The organism is Actinoplanes sp. HUAS TT8 (assembly GCF_051380535.1).
Lineage (GTDB): Bacteria > Actinomycetota > Actinomycetes > Mycobacteriales > Micromonosporaceae > Actinoplanes.
In genome coordinates this window covers 1,794,191-1,809,096 of record NZ_CP195646.1, presented here as the reverse complement: position 1 = coordinate 1,809,096, position 14,906 = coordinate 1,794,191, and the positions used below count along the sequence as shown (strand labels likewise).

Annotated in this window: 14 protein-coding genes and 1 pseudogene; 9 read left to right on the top strand and 6 right to left on the bottom strand. The window is 71.7% G+C overall.

The genetic code is table 11. From position 1 onward, the window contains the following. From ACSHV8_RS08005 to ACSHV8_RS07990, 4 genes and pseudogenes are all read left to right on the top strand, one after another. Positions 1-336: pseudogene (locus ACSHV8_RS08005) on the top strand (cyclic-phosphate processing receiver domain-containing protein); the annotation flags it as partial. Positions 337-438: 102 nt separating this feature from the next. Next, positions 439-1,074, top strand: coding sequence for a phosphotransferase family protein (locus ACSHV8_RS08000; RefSeq protein WP_436536713.1), 636 nt, complete (start codon positions 439-441; stop codon positions 1,072-1,074). Next, on the top strand, positions 1,061-1,699 hold the full coding sequence (locus ACSHV8_RS07995; protein ID WP_436530911.1) for a class I SAM-dependent methyltransferase: 639 nt from the start codon (positions 1,061-1,063) through the stop codon (positions 1,697-1,699). Before ACSHV8_RS08000 ends, ACSHV8_RS07995 begins: the two co-directional genes overlap by 14 nt. A 36-nt stretch (positions 1,700-1,735) precedes the next feature. Beyond that, the gene (locus ACSHV8_RS07990; RefSeq protein ID WP_436530909.1) at positions 1,736-2,449 is read left to right on the top strand and encodes a hypothetical protein; all 714 of its coding nucleotides are present in this window, start codon (positions 1,736-1,738) and stop codon (positions 2,447-2,449) included. 20 nt (positions 2,450-2,469) lie between these two features. Here ACSHV8_RS07990 and ACSHV8_RS07985 read toward each other — a convergent pair whose 3' ends face one another. From ACSHV8_RS07985 to ACSHV8_RS07970, 4 genes are all read right to left on the bottom strand, one after another. Continuing rightward, positions 2,470-2,991, bottom strand: a complete 522-nt coding sequence (locus tag ACSHV8_RS07985) for a hypothetical protein (RefSeq protein ID WP_436530907.1) — start codon at positions 2,989-2,991, stop codon at positions 2,470-2,472. Between the two features lie 25 nt (positions 2,992-3,016). Beyond that, the gene (locus ACSHV8_RS07980; RefSeq protein WP_436530905.1) at positions 3,017-3,982 is read right to left on the bottom strand and encodes a sensor histidine kinase; all 966 of its coding nucleotides are present in this window, start codon (positions 3,980-3,982) and stop codon (positions 3,017-3,019) included. Between the two features lie 3 nt (positions 3,983-3,985). Then, complete coding sequence (locus tag ACSHV8_RS07975) at positions 3,986-4,639, bottom strand: response regulator transcription factor (RefSeq protein ID WP_436530903.1); 654 nt, start codon at positions 4,637-4,639, stop codon at positions 3,986-3,988. Between the two features lie 822 nt (positions 4,640-5,461). After that, positions 5,462-6,700, bottom strand: coding sequence for an MFS transporter (locus ACSHV8_RS07970; RefSeq protein WP_436530901.1), 1,239 nt, complete (start codon positions 6,698-6,700; stop codon positions 5,462-5,464). Between the two features lie 73 nt (positions 6,701-6,773). On the opposite strand from ACSHV8_RS07970, the gene ACSHV8_RS07965 reads away from it, so the two are divergent. The 4 genes from ACSHV8_RS07965 to ACSHV8_RS07950 all read left to right on the top strand — a co-directional run bounded on the left by ACSHV8_RS07965 (position 6,774) and on the right by ACSHV8_RS07950 (position 13,171). Next, complete coding sequence (locus ACSHV8_RS07965) at positions 6,774-7,760, top strand: LacI family DNA-binding transcriptional regulator (RefSeq protein WP_436530899.1); 987 nt, start codon at positions 6,774-6,776, stop codon at positions 7,758-7,760. 74 nt (positions 7,761-7,834) lie between these two features. Beyond that, the gene (locus tag ACSHV8_RS07960; RefSeq protein ID WP_436530897.1) at positions 7,835-11,851 is read left to right on the top strand and encodes a SpoIIE family protein phosphatase; all 4,017 of its coding nucleotides are present in this window, start codon (positions 7,835-7,837) and stop codon (positions 11,849-11,851) included. After that, positions 11,848-12,147, top strand: a complete 300-nt coding sequence (locus ACSHV8_RS07955) for an STAS domain-containing protein (RefSeq protein WP_436530895.1) — start codon at positions 11,848-11,850, stop codon at positions 12,145-12,147. The genes ACSHV8_RS07960 and ACSHV8_RS07955 overlap by 4 nt, the downstream gene beginning before the upstream one ends. A gap of 250 nt (positions 12,148-12,397) precedes the next feature. Beyond that, positions 12,398-13,171 carry a hypothetical protein gene (locus ACSHV8_RS07950; RefSeq protein ID WP_436530893.1) on the top strand — a complete coding sequence of 258 codons (774 nt, stop codon included), beginning with the start codon at positions 12,398-12,400 and terminating at the stop codon, positions 13,169-13,171. On the opposite strand, the gene ACSHV8_RS07945 is transcribed toward ACSHV8_RS07950, so the two are convergent. Then, positions 13,168-13,623, bottom strand: coding sequence for an SRPBCC family protein (locus ACSHV8_RS07945; protein WP_436530892.1), 456 nt, complete (start codon positions 13,621-13,623; stop codon positions 13,168-13,170). The two genes, ACSHV8_RS07950 and ACSHV8_RS07945, sit on opposite strands and share 4 nt — an antisense overlap. Positions 13,624-13,807: 184 nt before the next feature. Next, positions 13,808-13,990 (bottom strand): antitoxin, encoded by a 183-nt coding sequence (locus tag ACSHV8_RS07940; protein ID WP_436530890.1) that lies wholly within the window; start codon positions 13,988-13,990, stop codon positions 13,808-13,810. Positions 13,991-14,160: 170 nt separating this feature from the next. On the opposite strand from ACSHV8_RS07940, the gene ACSHV8_RS07935 reads away from it, so the two are divergent. After that, a complete protein-coding gene (locus ACSHV8_RS07935) occupies positions 14,161-14,850 on the top strand; it encodes a hypothetical protein (RefSeq protein WP_436530888.1) in 690 nt (229 codons plus the stop codon). Positions 14,851-14,906: the final 56 nt, after the last annotated feature.

The window sequence follows — 14,906 nt, the reverse complement described above, 5'->3', positions numbered from 1 at the left end:
ATGGCGACCCTGCTCATCGACGATCTGCGCTCGTTCGTGGACGGCCGGGCCGCCGTGATCGCGCGGACCAGCGCCGAGGGCGTCGCGCTTCTCGAACGGCACCGCGGCCGGCGCGTCGACGAGCTGTGGCTGGATCACGACCTGGGTGGCAGCGACACGATCTGGCCGGTCGTGGCGGTGCTGGAGCGCGCGGCTTTCGAGGGCCACCCGTTCGACATCGGTGTCGTCCTGATCCACTCGGCCAATCCGTCCGGCGCGGCCAGGATGGCGCAGGCCCTGCGCCGCTGGCACTATCCGGTCCGGCTCGCCGGCGGTTCCCCGGCCCTCGGCTACCTCACCCCGGTCGCGGAGACTCCCCTGCGCGGGGCCGGGCTCGACGATCGTGGGCTGGTGCGGGCCGGGGACACCGTGCGGCGGCCGGGCGGCCGGCAGAGTGCGATGGTGCTGCGGCTGCTCGGTCACCTGCGGGAACACGGGTTCGACCGGGTGCCGGAGCCGCGCGGGTTCGACGAGCGGGGGCGGGAGGTGCTCGGTTTCCTCCCCGGTCACGACGCCGGCTGGCCGATGCGGCCGCGTATTCTCACCGACGCCGGCGCGCACGATCTCGGGCGGCTGGCGCGGGAGTTGCGGGCGGCGCTGGCCGGCTGTCCGCCGGCCGGGCCCGGCGCGTCGATGCAGCACGGCGACCTCGGGCCGTGGAACCTGCTGTGGGACGACGCCGGGGCGATCACCGGGGTCCTGGACTGGGATCTCGCCGAGCCGGGCGACCCCTGGTACGACACCGGTTTCCTGGCCTGGTTCACCGTCCCGTTCATGGACGACGAGAAGGCCCACGCGCGGGGCTTTCCGCAGCCACCGGACCGGCGGGCGCGGCGGGCGGCGTTCGCGGCCGGCACCGGGGTGACCCCGCACGAGTTGAACGGGATGGTGGACCGCGCCCAGTCCGAATTCGCCCATCGGGTCGCCACCCGTGACGGCGTCTGGCGCACGTTCCGGGAACGTGGCTTCCACGACAGCGCGCGGGCCGACAAACGCTGGTGCGAGCAGGCAGAATGGCACGATGCTCCTCGATGACCGGTCGTTGCACGCCTCGTCGGTGGTGGCCAACAACGCGATGAACCGGCAGCGGCAGCTCACCGGGGTGAACAGTTACGCGCGGGTGCTCGGCTTCGACCCGGCCGACGGGCTGACCGGCGCCTGGCTCGATCTGTGCTGCGGCAGCGGGCGGGCCCTCATCCAGGCGGCCGAGCGGCTGAACGGCTCCGCGACGCTGATCGGCGTCGATCTCGTGGACGCGTTCGCGCCCGCCCCGCCGGACACGGTCAGCCTGGTCGCGGCCCCGATCGAGAGCTGGAGCCCGGACCGGCGGTTCGACCTGATCACGTGCGTGCACGGTCTGCACTACATCGGCGACAAGCTGGGCCTGATCAGCCGGATCGTGCGGTGGCTGGCCCCGGGCGGGCGGTTCGTGGCCGACCTCGACCTGAGCAGCGTGCGGCTCGAGGACGGGAGCCCGGCCGGGCGGCCGCTGACCGCGGCGCTGCGGAAGGCCGGGATCGACTACGACCCGCGGCGACGGCGGATCAGCTGCGCCGGACCGAAAGAGATCATTTTTCCGTACGGATATCTCGGCGCCGACGATCGCGCCGGAGCCAACTACACCGGGCAGCCCGCGGTTCATTCCTATTACCGAAAGTAATCGAGTAGGGGCCCGGAAGCTTGGCATGCTCACGAGATGCGCCCCGGTCTCGTGCTCGCCGCCATGATCGTCTCGGCGACGGCCGGCTGCGGCACGGACGACGAGCCCTCGCCGCCCCCGAGCCCGACAATCCAGGCTTCGGTCGGCAAAAGCGTCGGAAGTACCGCGGCTGCAACGACCGCGACGGCCACGGCGACCCCCACCGGCAGCCCGAGCACCGGCTGGGAGATCACCGTCTATTACACCGCCGTCGAGGACTTCCACAACGGCGCCGACACCGAGGTCACCGGCTGCGCGAAGCTGGACTGCAAGAACGGCACCGACGACCTCGGCGCCTACCCGGCCGACTTCGTGGACGCGGTCAAGGACGAGGGCACCGGCCGCACCTCCTCCGGCCAGTACCTGAACTGGTCCTACGACGTCGGTTTCTGGCTCGACACCGAGCCCCGCAGCAGCGACGGCGACCGCCTGACCCCGTTCGTCTCGGCCGCCGCCGACCCGGACGTGCTGCCGCAGGGCACCCGCTTCACGATCAGCGGTTGCGGAATCCAGGACGACGGCTCCTCCCCGCAGGAGGCGGTCTGCGCCGCGCTGCGGGACGGCACCTGGCAGATCACCGACGAATTCACGCCCGGCCTGGGCGGTTCGCACCACATCGACGCCTACATCGGCCCGGAGACCAGCGAGGATTTCACCAATTCCGACTGGTACATCACGCTCACCAATGCCCAGATCAAAATCACCACCTGAACCGATTTTCCCGTACGGGGTCAGGAACCGGTTCTGCCCCTCGGCGTGGGCGCGTACTTCTGGCAATCCTCCTGAGCCTCGCGCACTTTCGGATCGTCGGCCTCCACACCGAGCTTCCTGGAGTCGACCCGGGTGCTCCCGTCGGCGTTCGGGTCGGGCCAGTTCGTGAATCCGTGATCCCGCATGCACTGGGCCACCTGCCGCAGTTTCGCGAGCTCGTCGGCCGGAATCGGGTCGCCCGGCCCCTCCCAGGGCGCGTATTTCCGGCACGCCTGTTCCGCCGCCTCGACCTTTTTCGGATCGGCGTCGTCGGGCGTGCTCACCTTCAGTCGGCCCTGCGCATCCGGGTCCGGGAACCAGGTCAGGCCCTGCGCCCGCATGCATTGCGAATAGGCGAGCGGCGACCGGTCCGCTTTCGCCGCGGCCCCGCTGGACCGGATCACGCCAGGGTTGGCGGTCGCCACATTCGGATCCTCGGTCTTGCCGGTGCAGCCCGCGATCGCGATCAGAAAAAGCAGCGGTATCACAATTTTTCGAGACATGACCATCGTTGTACGCCTCGGCCGGTCACACCACGGGCACAAAATCGACCCGGATCGACAGGCCGCCCTCGGGGCGGGCGTGGACGGACAGGTCGGCCGCGTGCGCGATCGCTATCGACCGGACAATGGACAGGCCCAATCCGTGGTGACGGTCGTCGGCCGTACGCGCAAGCCTTTGAAATGGTTGGAAAAGACGCTCCACCAGGGCCGGGGAAATGACGGGCCCGGTGTTCGACACCGCCACCGCCGAACCCTCGGTGCGCACCTCCACCCGGCCACCCGGCACATTGTGACTGAACGCGTTGTCGACCAGATTGGCGATCAGGCGCTCGACCAGGGCCGGATCGCCGTTCGTGGCCGCCGGGCGAAGGTCGGTCTCCACCACGAGATCGGCCGGCCCGGCCCGCAGAACGTCCGCGGCCAGCGCGGAAAGATCCACGTGCTCCCGCCGGTCCAGCCCGCGCTCGCTGGTCGCCAGCACCAGCAACGACTCCAGGAGCCGGGCCCGCTGCTCGCTGACCGCCATCAGCTCGGCGAACTGCGCCCGGTACGTCTCCACGGTCGCCCCCGGATCCGTCAGGGTCTCCTCCAGCAACGCATGTTCCCAGGTCAACGGCGTGCGAAGCTCGTGCGCGGCATTCGCCACGAACCGTTTGTGCGAGTCCAGCGCGGCCCGCAACCGGCCCGTCATCACATGCAGCGGTCGCAGCACCCGGCCGGCCACCACCCAGCCCAGCCCCATCGAGACGCCCAGCATGACCGCCAGCACCAGCCCGGACTTCACGAACAACTCGTGCAGAACCTGGCCGCGCAGCGCACTGATCGTCACGACGGTGGTCACGACATCCCCGGTCGGTGATCCTTCCCGGTCACCGGCCACGGCGTTCGTGCCGCCGTGCGCGACCAGCACAAAGGTGACCGCGAGCAGGACGATGCCGGAAAGGAGGAACAGAACGCCGTACAGAATGGTCAGCCGCAACCGGACCGCCATACCCTAGATCCGATATCCCGAGCGGGGCACCGTCTCGATGACGGGCGGTTCACCGAGCTTCGCCCGCAGCCGATTCACGGTCGCCTTGACCGTCGTCGTGAACGGATCCGTCGCGGAATCCCACACCCGGTCCAGCAATTCCTCGGCCGAGACCACCCGCCCGCGCGCCGACATAAGATATTCGAGAACCGCCAATTCCTTCGGATTCAGCGCCAGCCGCGAACCGTGCCGCGTAGCCGCCCGCCGCGCCGGATCCAGCGCGACATCCCCGCTGGTCAACGTCGGCGGCAAGGCCGTCTGAGTCCGGCGGCCGAGCGCCCGGACCCGGGCCACCAACTCGGGAAAAGCGAACGGCTTGGCCAGATAGTCGTCGGCGCCGATGGTCAGCCCCCGCACCCGATCGGCCAGCGCCCCGGCCGCGGTCAACATCAACACCCGGGTCCGGGCCGGCTCCCGCATCAGCTCGCCACACACGTCGTCACCGTGCACCCCGGGCAGGTCACGATCCAGCACGACCACGTCGTAGTCGACCTCGGCGGCCCGCTCCAACGCACCCACCCCGTCATGCGCGACGTCGACGGCCATCCCTTCGCGCCGCAACACCCGCGCCACCGACCCGGCGAGCCGCACATGATCCTCCACCACCAGGACCCTCATGCCGCGCAGCCTACGAACACCCCCGTCAACCAGCCGTCAACACCGCCCCACCCCCGACAGCCCCCAGCACCAGCCGACAACCCTCAGCTGGCACTCACGGCTGCTTTCCGACCCCCGAAACGACCACCAGCGCCAGCTGGCAACGCCGAGCTGGCGCTGGTGGCTGTCTCCGGGCAGCGAAAACGACCATCAGCACCAGCCGGCCGCCTTCAGCTGGCACTGATGGTTGCCTCCCGGCGCCAGAACGACCCTCAGCACCAGCCGAGGACAGCGAGCTGGCGCCCACAGCTGCCGATGGGCAGCGAGACAACCGTCAGCGCCAGCCGAGCACGCCGAGCTGGCGACAGCGGCTGCCAGCAGGGGGTTGGGACAACCGTCAGCGCCAGCTGAGCAGGCTGCGGGTGCGGAAACCGGGACCACCCACGGACCGGACGCGGCGGCAGCCACGGTGACCGGAGCGGGCGGTGCCTGGCAATCCGACCGGGACCACCCGTGGACCAGGCCCGGCGGCAGCAACCGGGACCAAAGGCGAACGGGGCCTGGCAACCCGACCCGGACCACCCGCGGGGCCGGCGCGGCCGCAGTAACGATGACCGGCGCGGACATTTGCCTGAGGCGACGGGGCGAGCCCGGGCGACGCGAACGGAGCGACACGGACACGGACATGAACAGGGCAGGCGACGCGGGTGGGACAAAACGGGCGAGGCGAGGAGGCGCGGGCGGTGTTAGGTGGCGCGGGACCGGGCGACTCGGGACGGGACCGGGCGACTCGGGGCGGGTGGCGCAGGTGAGGTGAGGTGGGGTGAGGTGGGTGGGGGTGGGTTAGAGGGCGGGGACCGGCTCCCGGGCGGGTTCGGCGGCGGCCACCGGGGCGCGGTCGAAGCGGAAGTAGAGCACGGCCAGCAGCAGTCCCGCCGCGGCCAGGGCCACGCCCAGCCAGGCCGACGACAGGTACCCCCATCCGGCGGCGATGGCCGCACCACCGATGGCGGCCCCCAGGCTGTTGGACAGGTTGATGGCCGACTGGTTCACCGCGGCCCCCATCAGCTGTGTCCCCGGCGCCGCCACCATCAGCTGGCCTTGCAGGGCGGGCACGATGAACAGGCTGGCTGCGCCGACCAGGAACGCGCTGACGAACAGGCCGGCCGGGTGGGCGGCGGTCAGGCCGAAGAGCACCACCGACGCGAGCAGTCCGGCGAGACCCCAGAACACGGTGCGGCGCAGGTCCCGGTCGGCGGCCCACCCGCCGGCCGCGATCCCGGCCGACATCCCCAGCCCCATCACCGCCAGCACCCACGGGACCGTGGACGCCGACAGGCCGGTGACGTGTGTGGTGACCGGCGCGACGTAGCTGTTGACCGCGAAGAACCCGGCCGGTCCGACGGCCACGACGGCCGCCGCGAGCCACACCCGGGGTGAGCGGAACGCGGCCAGTTCGGCCCGGGGCGATCCGCCCGGGGCCGCCGCGACCGCGGGCACGACCAGCGCCGCGGCGACCAGGGTGAGCGCGAAGACCGCGGCCACCGCCAGGTAGGCCGCCCGCCAGCCCTGGGACTGGCCGAGCCCGGTGATCAGCGGGACTCCGAAGATGTTGGCCGCGGTCAGCCCACCGATGACCAGTGCGACGCCTTTGCCCTGGTTTCCGGGGCCGAGGATGGAGGCGGCGAGGATCCCGGCCGCCCCGAAGTAGGCGCCGTGGGCCAGCGCGGCGATGAACCGCCCGGCCAGCACCAGTTCGAACGTCGGCGCCAGCGCCGACGCCGTCGTCCCGGCGACCATCAGCCCGAGCAGCCCGAGGACCAGGCGCCGGCGCGGCACGCGGGCGGTCAGTGCGGCGATGGTGGGCGCCCCGGCCACGACACCGAGCGCGTACGTCGTGATCATCCATCCGGCGTGCGCCACCGCGTCGGGCGCGGAGTGCGCGTACTCCGACGGGAGGAGATCGCGGGCGATCTCCGGCAACAGTCCCATGGCCACGAACTCGGTCAGCCCGAGTCCGAAGCCGCCCAGCGAGAGGGCGAGCAGGGCCGCCCAGCGGCGGCCGGAGGTCAGCGATTCCACACCCCGGACTCTAGAACGTTCTAGTAAATGCCGCGATAGAACGTTCTAAGAGTCACATCGCTAGGATCGGCTCATGAGCAGGGTCACCCTGGCCGACGTGGCCGCCGAGGCCGGTGTCTCGGTCGCCCTCGTCTCGATCGTCATGCGCGGGGCTCCCGGGGCCGGCGCGGCCACCCGTGAACGGGTCCTGGAGGTAGCGAAGCGGCTGGACTACCGGCCCGACACCCGGGCCCGGCTGCTGCGCAGCGGCCGCAGTCAGCTGCTCGGGGTGACGTTCGACGTGCGGCACCCGTTCCACGTGGACGTGCTGACCGGGCTGTACGACGCGGCCGGGCGGGCCGGCTATCAGCTGACGCTGAGCGCGGTGACGCCGCGGCGGGACGAGCGGACCGCCGTGGCCGAGCTGCTGGAGGACCGGTGTGAGGCGTTCGTGCTGCTCACGCCCCGGATGCCGGCGACCGCGCTGGCCGTCCTGGCCGAGCAGCGCCCGGTGGTGGCGATGATGCGGTCGGTGCGGCGGCGCGGGGTGGACGTGGTGCGCACCGACGAGATGCTCGGGTCCCATCAGGCCGTGGACCACCTGGTCGGTCTCGGTCACCGGCGCATCGCGCACGTGGACGGCGGCGAGCTGCACGAGGCGGCCGAGCGACGGCGGGGCTACGAGGAGGCCATGGGCCGGCATGGCCTTGCTCACCACGTACGCATAATTCCTGGTGGGTCTGGGGAAGAAGACGGCGCGCGGGCCGCGGCGGAGCTCCTGGACGATGCGACGACGGCGGTGACCGTGTTCAACGACCTGAGCGCGACCGGTCTGCTCGACGTGGTCCGCGGGAACGGGCGGAGGGTGCCGGGTGATCTCAGTGTGGTGGGCTACGACGACAGCTCGTTCAGTCGTCTCGGGCACATCGCCCTCACCACGATCGCGCAGGACGTGACCGCGATGGCCACCCACGCCGTCACCCGCGCGGTGGAACGGGCCGAGGGCAAACCAGGTGGTGAGCGGGAGATCGTGGTCGCTCCGCGCCTGGTCGTACGGGAGACGACCGCCGCTCCCGGGTAGGACCGCGTGCCGTCCGAGTGAGTCGTGCGCGTATTTTTATGAGCGCTCTGTGCCGGTGAGGAGATATTCGTACCGTGAACGACGTCTTCGCCGCGGACGCCGAGGTCGGCCGCGATCTGGCCGCGGTCGACTGGGAGAACACCCCGCTCGGCCCGCCCGAACAGTGGCCGCAGAGCCTGCGGACCGCGGTGAGCATCCTGCTGTCCTCGCGGTTCTCGATGTGGATGGCCTGGGGCCCGGAGCTGACGTTCTTCTGCAACGCCTCCTACCGCCGGGACACGCTGGGCGGTAAGTACCCGTGGGCGCTGGGCCGCCCGGCGCGCGAGGTGTGGGCCGAGATCTGGGAGGACATCGGCCCGCGGATCCAGAACGTGCTCGACACCGGGAACGCCACCTGGGACGAGAGCCTGCTGCTGTTCCTGGAGCGGTCCGGTTACCCGGAGGAGAGCTACCACACGTTCTCGTACAGTCCGCTGCGCGACGACGACGGTGTGCTGGTCGGGTTCCTCTGCGTGGTCAGCGAGGAGACCGACCGGGTGATCGCCGAGCGGCGGATGGCGACGCTGCGCGACCTGGGTTCGGACCCGAGCGTGATCCGGACCGAGGGGGAGACCCTGGCGTTCGCCGCCCGGCAGCTGGAGAAGAACCGGCGCGACCTGCCGTTCACCCTGACCTTTCAGTACGACGAGGACGGGCGGCCGCGGCTGCGCTCGTCGACCGGTATCGCCGCCGACCATCCCCTGGTCGACACGTTCGACGGCCGGGAGGGGCTGGTCGAGCTGGACGGGCCGGGGCTGCCCACCGGCGAGTGGCCCGATCCCCCGCGTCAGGCGCTGGTGGTGCCGCTGGCCTCGGACGGCTTCTTGGTCGCCGCGCTGAATCGCTACCGTCCGCTGAACGACGCCTACCGGGGCTTCGTCGAGCTGGCCGCCGGCCACGTGTCGGCCGGGATCGCCGGTGCCCGCAGCTACCAGGCCCAGCAGCGGCGGGCCGAGGAGCTGGCCGAGCTGGACCGGGCCAAGACCACGTTCTTCTCCAACATCAGCCACGAGTTCCGGACCCCGCTGACCCTGATCATGGGCCCGCTGGACGAGCTGCGGACCCGGCTCGGCGACGCCGACCCGGGCATCCGGGACGAGCTGGAGGTCATGCGGCGCAACGGGCTGCGGCTGGGCAAGCTGGTCAACGCGCTGCTGGACTTCTCCCGGCTGGAGGCCGGCCGGATGCAGGCGCGCTACGAGCCGGTCGACCTGTCGGCGACCACGACCGAGCTGGCCAGCGTGTTCCGGTCCGCGGTCGAGCGGGCCGGCCTGGTCTTCGAGGTGGACTGCCCGGCGCTGCCGGAGCCGGTGCTGGTGGACCGGAGCATGTGGGAGAAGGTCGTCCTCAACCTGCTCAGCAACGCGCTGAAGTTCACCTTCGACGGCTCGATCCGGGTCGCCGTGCGGGCCGGGGGCGGCGAGGCGGTGGTGACCGTCGCCGACACCGGGATCGGGGTGGCCGCCGACGAGATGCCCCGGCTGTTCGAGCGTTTCCACCGGATCGACAACGCGCGCTCCCGGTCCAACGAGGGCAGCGGCATCGGCCTGGCCATGGTGAAGGAGCTGGTCGGGCTGCACCGGGGCACGGTCACCGCGGACAGCACACCGGACAAGGGCACCACGTTCACGATCCGGCTGCCGTTCGGCGCCGCGCACCTGCCGGCCGACGCGGTCGTGGCCCCGGGCGAGGTCACCTCGGTCACCGCCACCGCCGAGCCGTTCCTGCAGGAGGCCGCCCGCTGGCTGCCCGGGGCCGCGCCGCCCGAGCCGGAGGCGCCGACCCAGCTGGTCGGGAACGCGGCCGACATCGTGGTCGCCGACGACAACGCCGACATGCGCGACTACCTGACCCGGCTGCTGCGTTCGGCCGGGCACCGGGTGACCACGGCCGCCGACGGGCGGGAGGCGCTCGACGCGGTCCGGGCCGAGGCGCCCGACCTGGTGGTCAGTGACGTGATGATGCCCCGGATGACCGGGCTGGAGCTGGTCGCGGCGCTGCGCGGGGACACCCGTACGGCCGGGGTGCCGGTGCTGCTGCTCTCGGCCCGGGCCGGCGAGGAGGCGTCGATCGAGGGCCTGGAGGCGGGCGCCGACGACTACCTGTTCAAGCCGTTCTCGGCGGCCGAGCTGCTGGCCCGGGTCCGGGCCAACGTGGAGCTGGCCCGGCTGCGCAACCATCACGCCCGGTGGCGGACGGCACTGGTCGACTCGCTGCAGGAGGCGTTCTTCGTCTGCGACGAGGACGGCGCCGTCATCGAGATCAACACGGCGTTCACCGACATGATCGGATTCGGACCCGAAGGTCTCCCGTACGTGCCGGTCCACCCCTGGTGGCCGGATCCCGCCTCCGACGGCGAGGGGCGCGCGCAGGTGCAGGCCGCGTTCGACATGCTCATCGAGCGGCGGCAGGGCGACTACACGATCCCGGTGCGGCACCGGGACGGCCACCAGCTGTGGGTCGCGGCCGCGTTCAACCACGTGCGGGACCCGGAGAGCGGGCGCCGGGTGATCGTGGGGACGTTCCGGGACGTGACCGACGAGCACTACGCGATCCAGCGGGAGACCGCGCTCGCCTCGCTGAGCATGCGCCTGTCCGACGCGGACGATCTCGGGGACGCGCTCGGCGGGGCGCTGGACGAGCTGCGCGGGCTGTGGCAGGCGTCGTACGTGCTGGCCGCGGTCTTCGACGGCGATGCGCCACCGGCCGTGACCAGCACCGATCCGGCCTTGACGTGGGACACCGTGCCGCAGGGGCGGCTCCTCGCGCTGCGCGACCGCCCGCTGCTGACCCCGATCGCCGAGCGCGGCGCGGGCGCCGGGATCACCCTCGAACACCCGCAGGGCACGCTGGTCCTGTGGGTCGAGCCGGGCCCGCGGCGGCCGTTCACCGAGCAGGACCAGACGTTGCTGGCGCTGCTGGCCGGGCACCTCGGTCAGGGTTTGCGCCGGGTGCACCAGATCGACCAGCAGCGCGAGACCGCCCTGGCCCTGCAGCGGGCGATCCTCGGCCCGGCGCAGCTGCCGGTCGGTTTCGCGGTCCGCTACGAGCCGGCCACCCGCCCGCTGAAGGTCGGCGGCGACTGGTACGACACGATCCCGCTCTCGGACGGCCGGATCGGCATCGTGGTCGGCGACTGCGTCGGCCACGGTCTGCAGGCGGCGACCGTGATGGGTCAGCTCCGCTCGGCCTGCCGCGCGCTGCTGCTGCAGGACTCCCACCCGGCCCGGGCCCTGCGGGCGCTCGACCGGTTCGCGGCGCTGCTGCCGGGCGCGAGCTGCGCGACCGTGTTCTGCGGGGTGCTCGATCCGGCGAGCGGGCACCTGCGCTACTCGGCGGCCGGTCACCCGCCGCCGATCGTGGCGCTGGCCGACGGCACGACGGTTCTGCTCGACCAGGGGCGGTCGCGGCCGATCGCGGTGCGGCCGGAGGAGGAGCGGCACGAGGCGACGTACGACCTGCCGCCGCGGACCACGCTGCTGCTCTACACCGACGGGCTCGTCGAGCGCCGCCGGCAGCCGCTGACCCAGGGCATCGACCAGGCCGCGGCCGCCGTGCAGCTGGGCCGGCGGACCCCGATCGAGGACCTGGCCACCGAGGTGATGGACAACCTGGCGCCGGCCGGTGGCTACGACGACGACGTGGCGCTGCTGCTCTACCGCCAGCCCGGCCCGCTGGAGATCGAGTTCCCGGCCGAGTCGTCCCGTCTGGCGCCGATCCGCAGCGCACTGCGCGGCTGGCTGGAACGCTGCGGCGTGGACCCCGTCATTGCGCAGAACGTGCTGGTCGCGGCCGGGGAGGCGTGCGCCAACGCGATCGAGCACGGTCACCGTGACCGGTCCGGCGGGTCGATCCGGCTGCGGGCGGCGGCGACCGCGGACGCGCTGCGGCTCATCGTGTCCGACACCGGCCGCTGGCGGATCCCCCGGCCGGGCGACAACCCACATCGCGGGCGCGGCATCATGCTGATGCGGGCTTTCATGGGCGAGGTCACCATCACCACCAGCACCACCGGGACCATCATCGAGATGCAGACGAGGATCGCGTCATGACCACCGCGCTCACGCTGACCACCGGCCAGGACCCCGACGGCGCTCCGGTTCTCACCGCGGCCGGGGAGATCGACATGAGCAACGCGGAGACGTTCGCGGCGGCGCTGGGCGAGGCGGTGCCGCCGGTCGGTCGCCCGCTGGTGGTCGACCTGACCGCGGTGGAGTACCTGGACAGTGCCGGGCTGGCCGCGCTGTTCCACCACGCGGATCGGATCGAGGTCGTCACCGGGCCGCTGCTGACGCCCCTTCTGACCGTTTCCGGTCTCACCGACATCACCCGGGTACGGACGCTCTGACCTAGCGTTTGTTCGTTCGTGTTCGGATGACGAACAGTCACCTTCGGTGACGTTTTGATCGCACTCCCCCACGCGCCCGTTACCCACCCGTTAACGGATGCGGCCTTGACGTGCCCCGGAACCCAGGGTTGACTCTGCTTGTTCGTGAGCGAAAGCGTCGGAATTTGTGCGCTCGACACCGAGTCGAACCTGCGAGGAGGAGACGCGTGCGGTCCCCGATCTCCCGACGGCACCCGGCCGCATGACCCGGATGCGCGCGGGCCTCACGGAAGGCCGTTCGGTCACGGTCACCTGCGGCGACACGACCCTTTTCCGGTACGTGTTCGGCGGCCCCCGGCCGCACGTCGCCGCGCTGCGCACCCGCGCCGGCGCCGCCCTGCCCGGCGTCCTCGCCTGGACCCCGCCGCACGCCGATCCGGGCGACGCCGTCCACCGGACGCTCACCGAACTCTCGGCCACCGCGTCCACCGCGACGATCGCCCACCGGCTGCGCTGGGCCGCGGTCGACGAGTGGCGCTCCCTGACCGCGTCGGCGAGCGGCGACGACACCTGGCTGCTGCTCTTCGAGAACACGGTCACCAACGTTTCGGGCCGCGCTCTGCCGCTGGCCGGCCCGTCGCTGTCCCTCCGAGCGATCGCGGCACCGTCCGCCGCCCGCTCGGAGTGGCAGGCGGCCCACCATCGGGACTTCACGCTCGTCGTCGTCGACGACTCGGCCAACCTGGCCCATCCCCCGCCCTGGCCGGCCGGTCTCAGCCCGGCGCCCTTCGGCGCCGGCACGCATCTTCTGGCCGACGATCAGACCATTTCCTTCCGGTACGCCGTGATCATCGCCCCGGCGACCCGCGATGCCCGCCGCGCGCCGGCCCTGGCCGCGCTGGGCCGCGACGCCCTGGCCGGCGCCGACCCGGCCCCCCGCGGTCACGTCTGCCCCGGTGAGCACACCCGCCGCGGCCCGATCCACCGGACCCGGACGCGCGTGCTCACCCGCCAGTGCATCGGCACCACACCGCCGCTGCCCTAGCTGCTCTTCACGGCGTGCCGGGTCTCGATCGCCTTCACGGTGTTGTGCAGGGCCTTGCCCAGCGCGCCCTTGGCCACCGAGCCCAGCAGGAAACCGGTGAACCGGCCCTTGGCGTTCTTGCCTTCGCGGACCACGACCGCGTCCAGGCGGGTCGTGCCGTCGGGCTGCGGGGTGAGCGTGTAGGTGTGGCCCGACGCGCCGCCCCACAGGTTCGAGTCGGTGGTGGTCATGACGATCCGGCGCGGGTTCGACCAGTCGTAGCGCAGCCGCTCCCAGACGCCGCCTCCGCCCTCGGTGACGTCGGCCCAGTCCGGGCCGGTCGCGTGCACCTGCAGGCCGGCGTCCGAGCTGTTCGCGAACAGCTCCTGGCGGCCCGGGCCGAAGTCGGTGATGCCGGCCAGAAGCTGCTCGGGGGTGGCGGTGCTGATCTCGGTGAAGTGAATCGTGGACATGGCCGGCTCCCTGGTTGGTGTCGTGCTCTCGCTGACACCACAGAGATTGCCCGGTGAGCCCGCCCCGTCGAGCCCGTGCCGGACCCTGGTCTCCCCCGGGCCGGTCCCTGGCCCGCCCCGGGCGTCGCGGGCGGGGGCTGCGCGGGGCGGCCCTCACCCGACGTACGCGCGAATGGGGTTGATCTTATGGGGTGTGGGTGTCGCCGTCGCCGGTGCGGCGCTGGGCCTCGTCGACCGCCTTGTCGATGTGTGACGTGTACTTTCCGCCGGTCCGGTCGTCGATCTGCTCACCCACCTTCTCCAGCGCCTGGTCGACCTGCTCGTCGTGCTTGTCGATGAAATCCTTGGCCTTGTCCAGGAAGCTCATCGCTCACCACCCTCTCGAAGATCCGTTTGCTCTCGAAAACCTACGCCGCGTGGCGGCCAGCGGACACGCCGTTGATGGCGTACGCAATAAGAAGGGTGACAGAAAGGGCCGTGCCGCCGCCCTCTAGCATTTGCCACGGTTCGGCACGCGGGTTGGAGACGAGGCGGGACATGCGCTGGCTGCGAGGGCTCGGTAAACGACGGATTCAGCTGGATCCGGCCCGGCAGCAGGAACTCCTGCGCGAACTACGACAGTTCGGGCCACACGGCAACGGCAAGCTCGGCGATCAGGCCGTCCGTGCCTCGGCCGTGCTCGAAGGGATCGACGGGGTCGCGGTCGCGGCGAGCATCCTGCGCGAGTTCGCCGACGCGGCGTTCGCCGATTTCGCGACCCAGAGCGCGGCCCTGGGCATGACCGCCGACCGGCGCAACTACCGCGAGCTGTGGGAGAGCGCGGGCAAGCGCCTGAAGTCGCCGCTGTTCGCCCGGCCGCGCGGCCTGCACCCGTACGTGCACGTCGCCGCCGCGGTCACCGTGATCGGCGCTCAGGCCCCCGCGACCGTGCGGATCGTCGACCCGCTGCCGCTGCTCTCGCACATGTTCGAGATCCTCGACCTGACCCTGGCCGGGTGGGAGTACGGGCGCGTCCTGGTCGACGTCGACGGCGCCACCCTGGCCGTCAACCTGATCACCGCGGCGACCGCGCTGCGCGGCGAGATGTCCGACCCGCCGCCGCTGCCGCTGCCCGCCCGCACCCAGATGCGCAGCAACAAGAGCGTGAACGTGCTGGACCCGGCGGTGAGCCGGATCGTCGGGCAGTGGAACCCGGGCAAGCAGATGCGGGAGTGCCTTCTCGCCTGACTTTCCTCAACCCGTGCCGCCGCGTACCGATTGGCGCGGCAGTCCACGGATGGAGG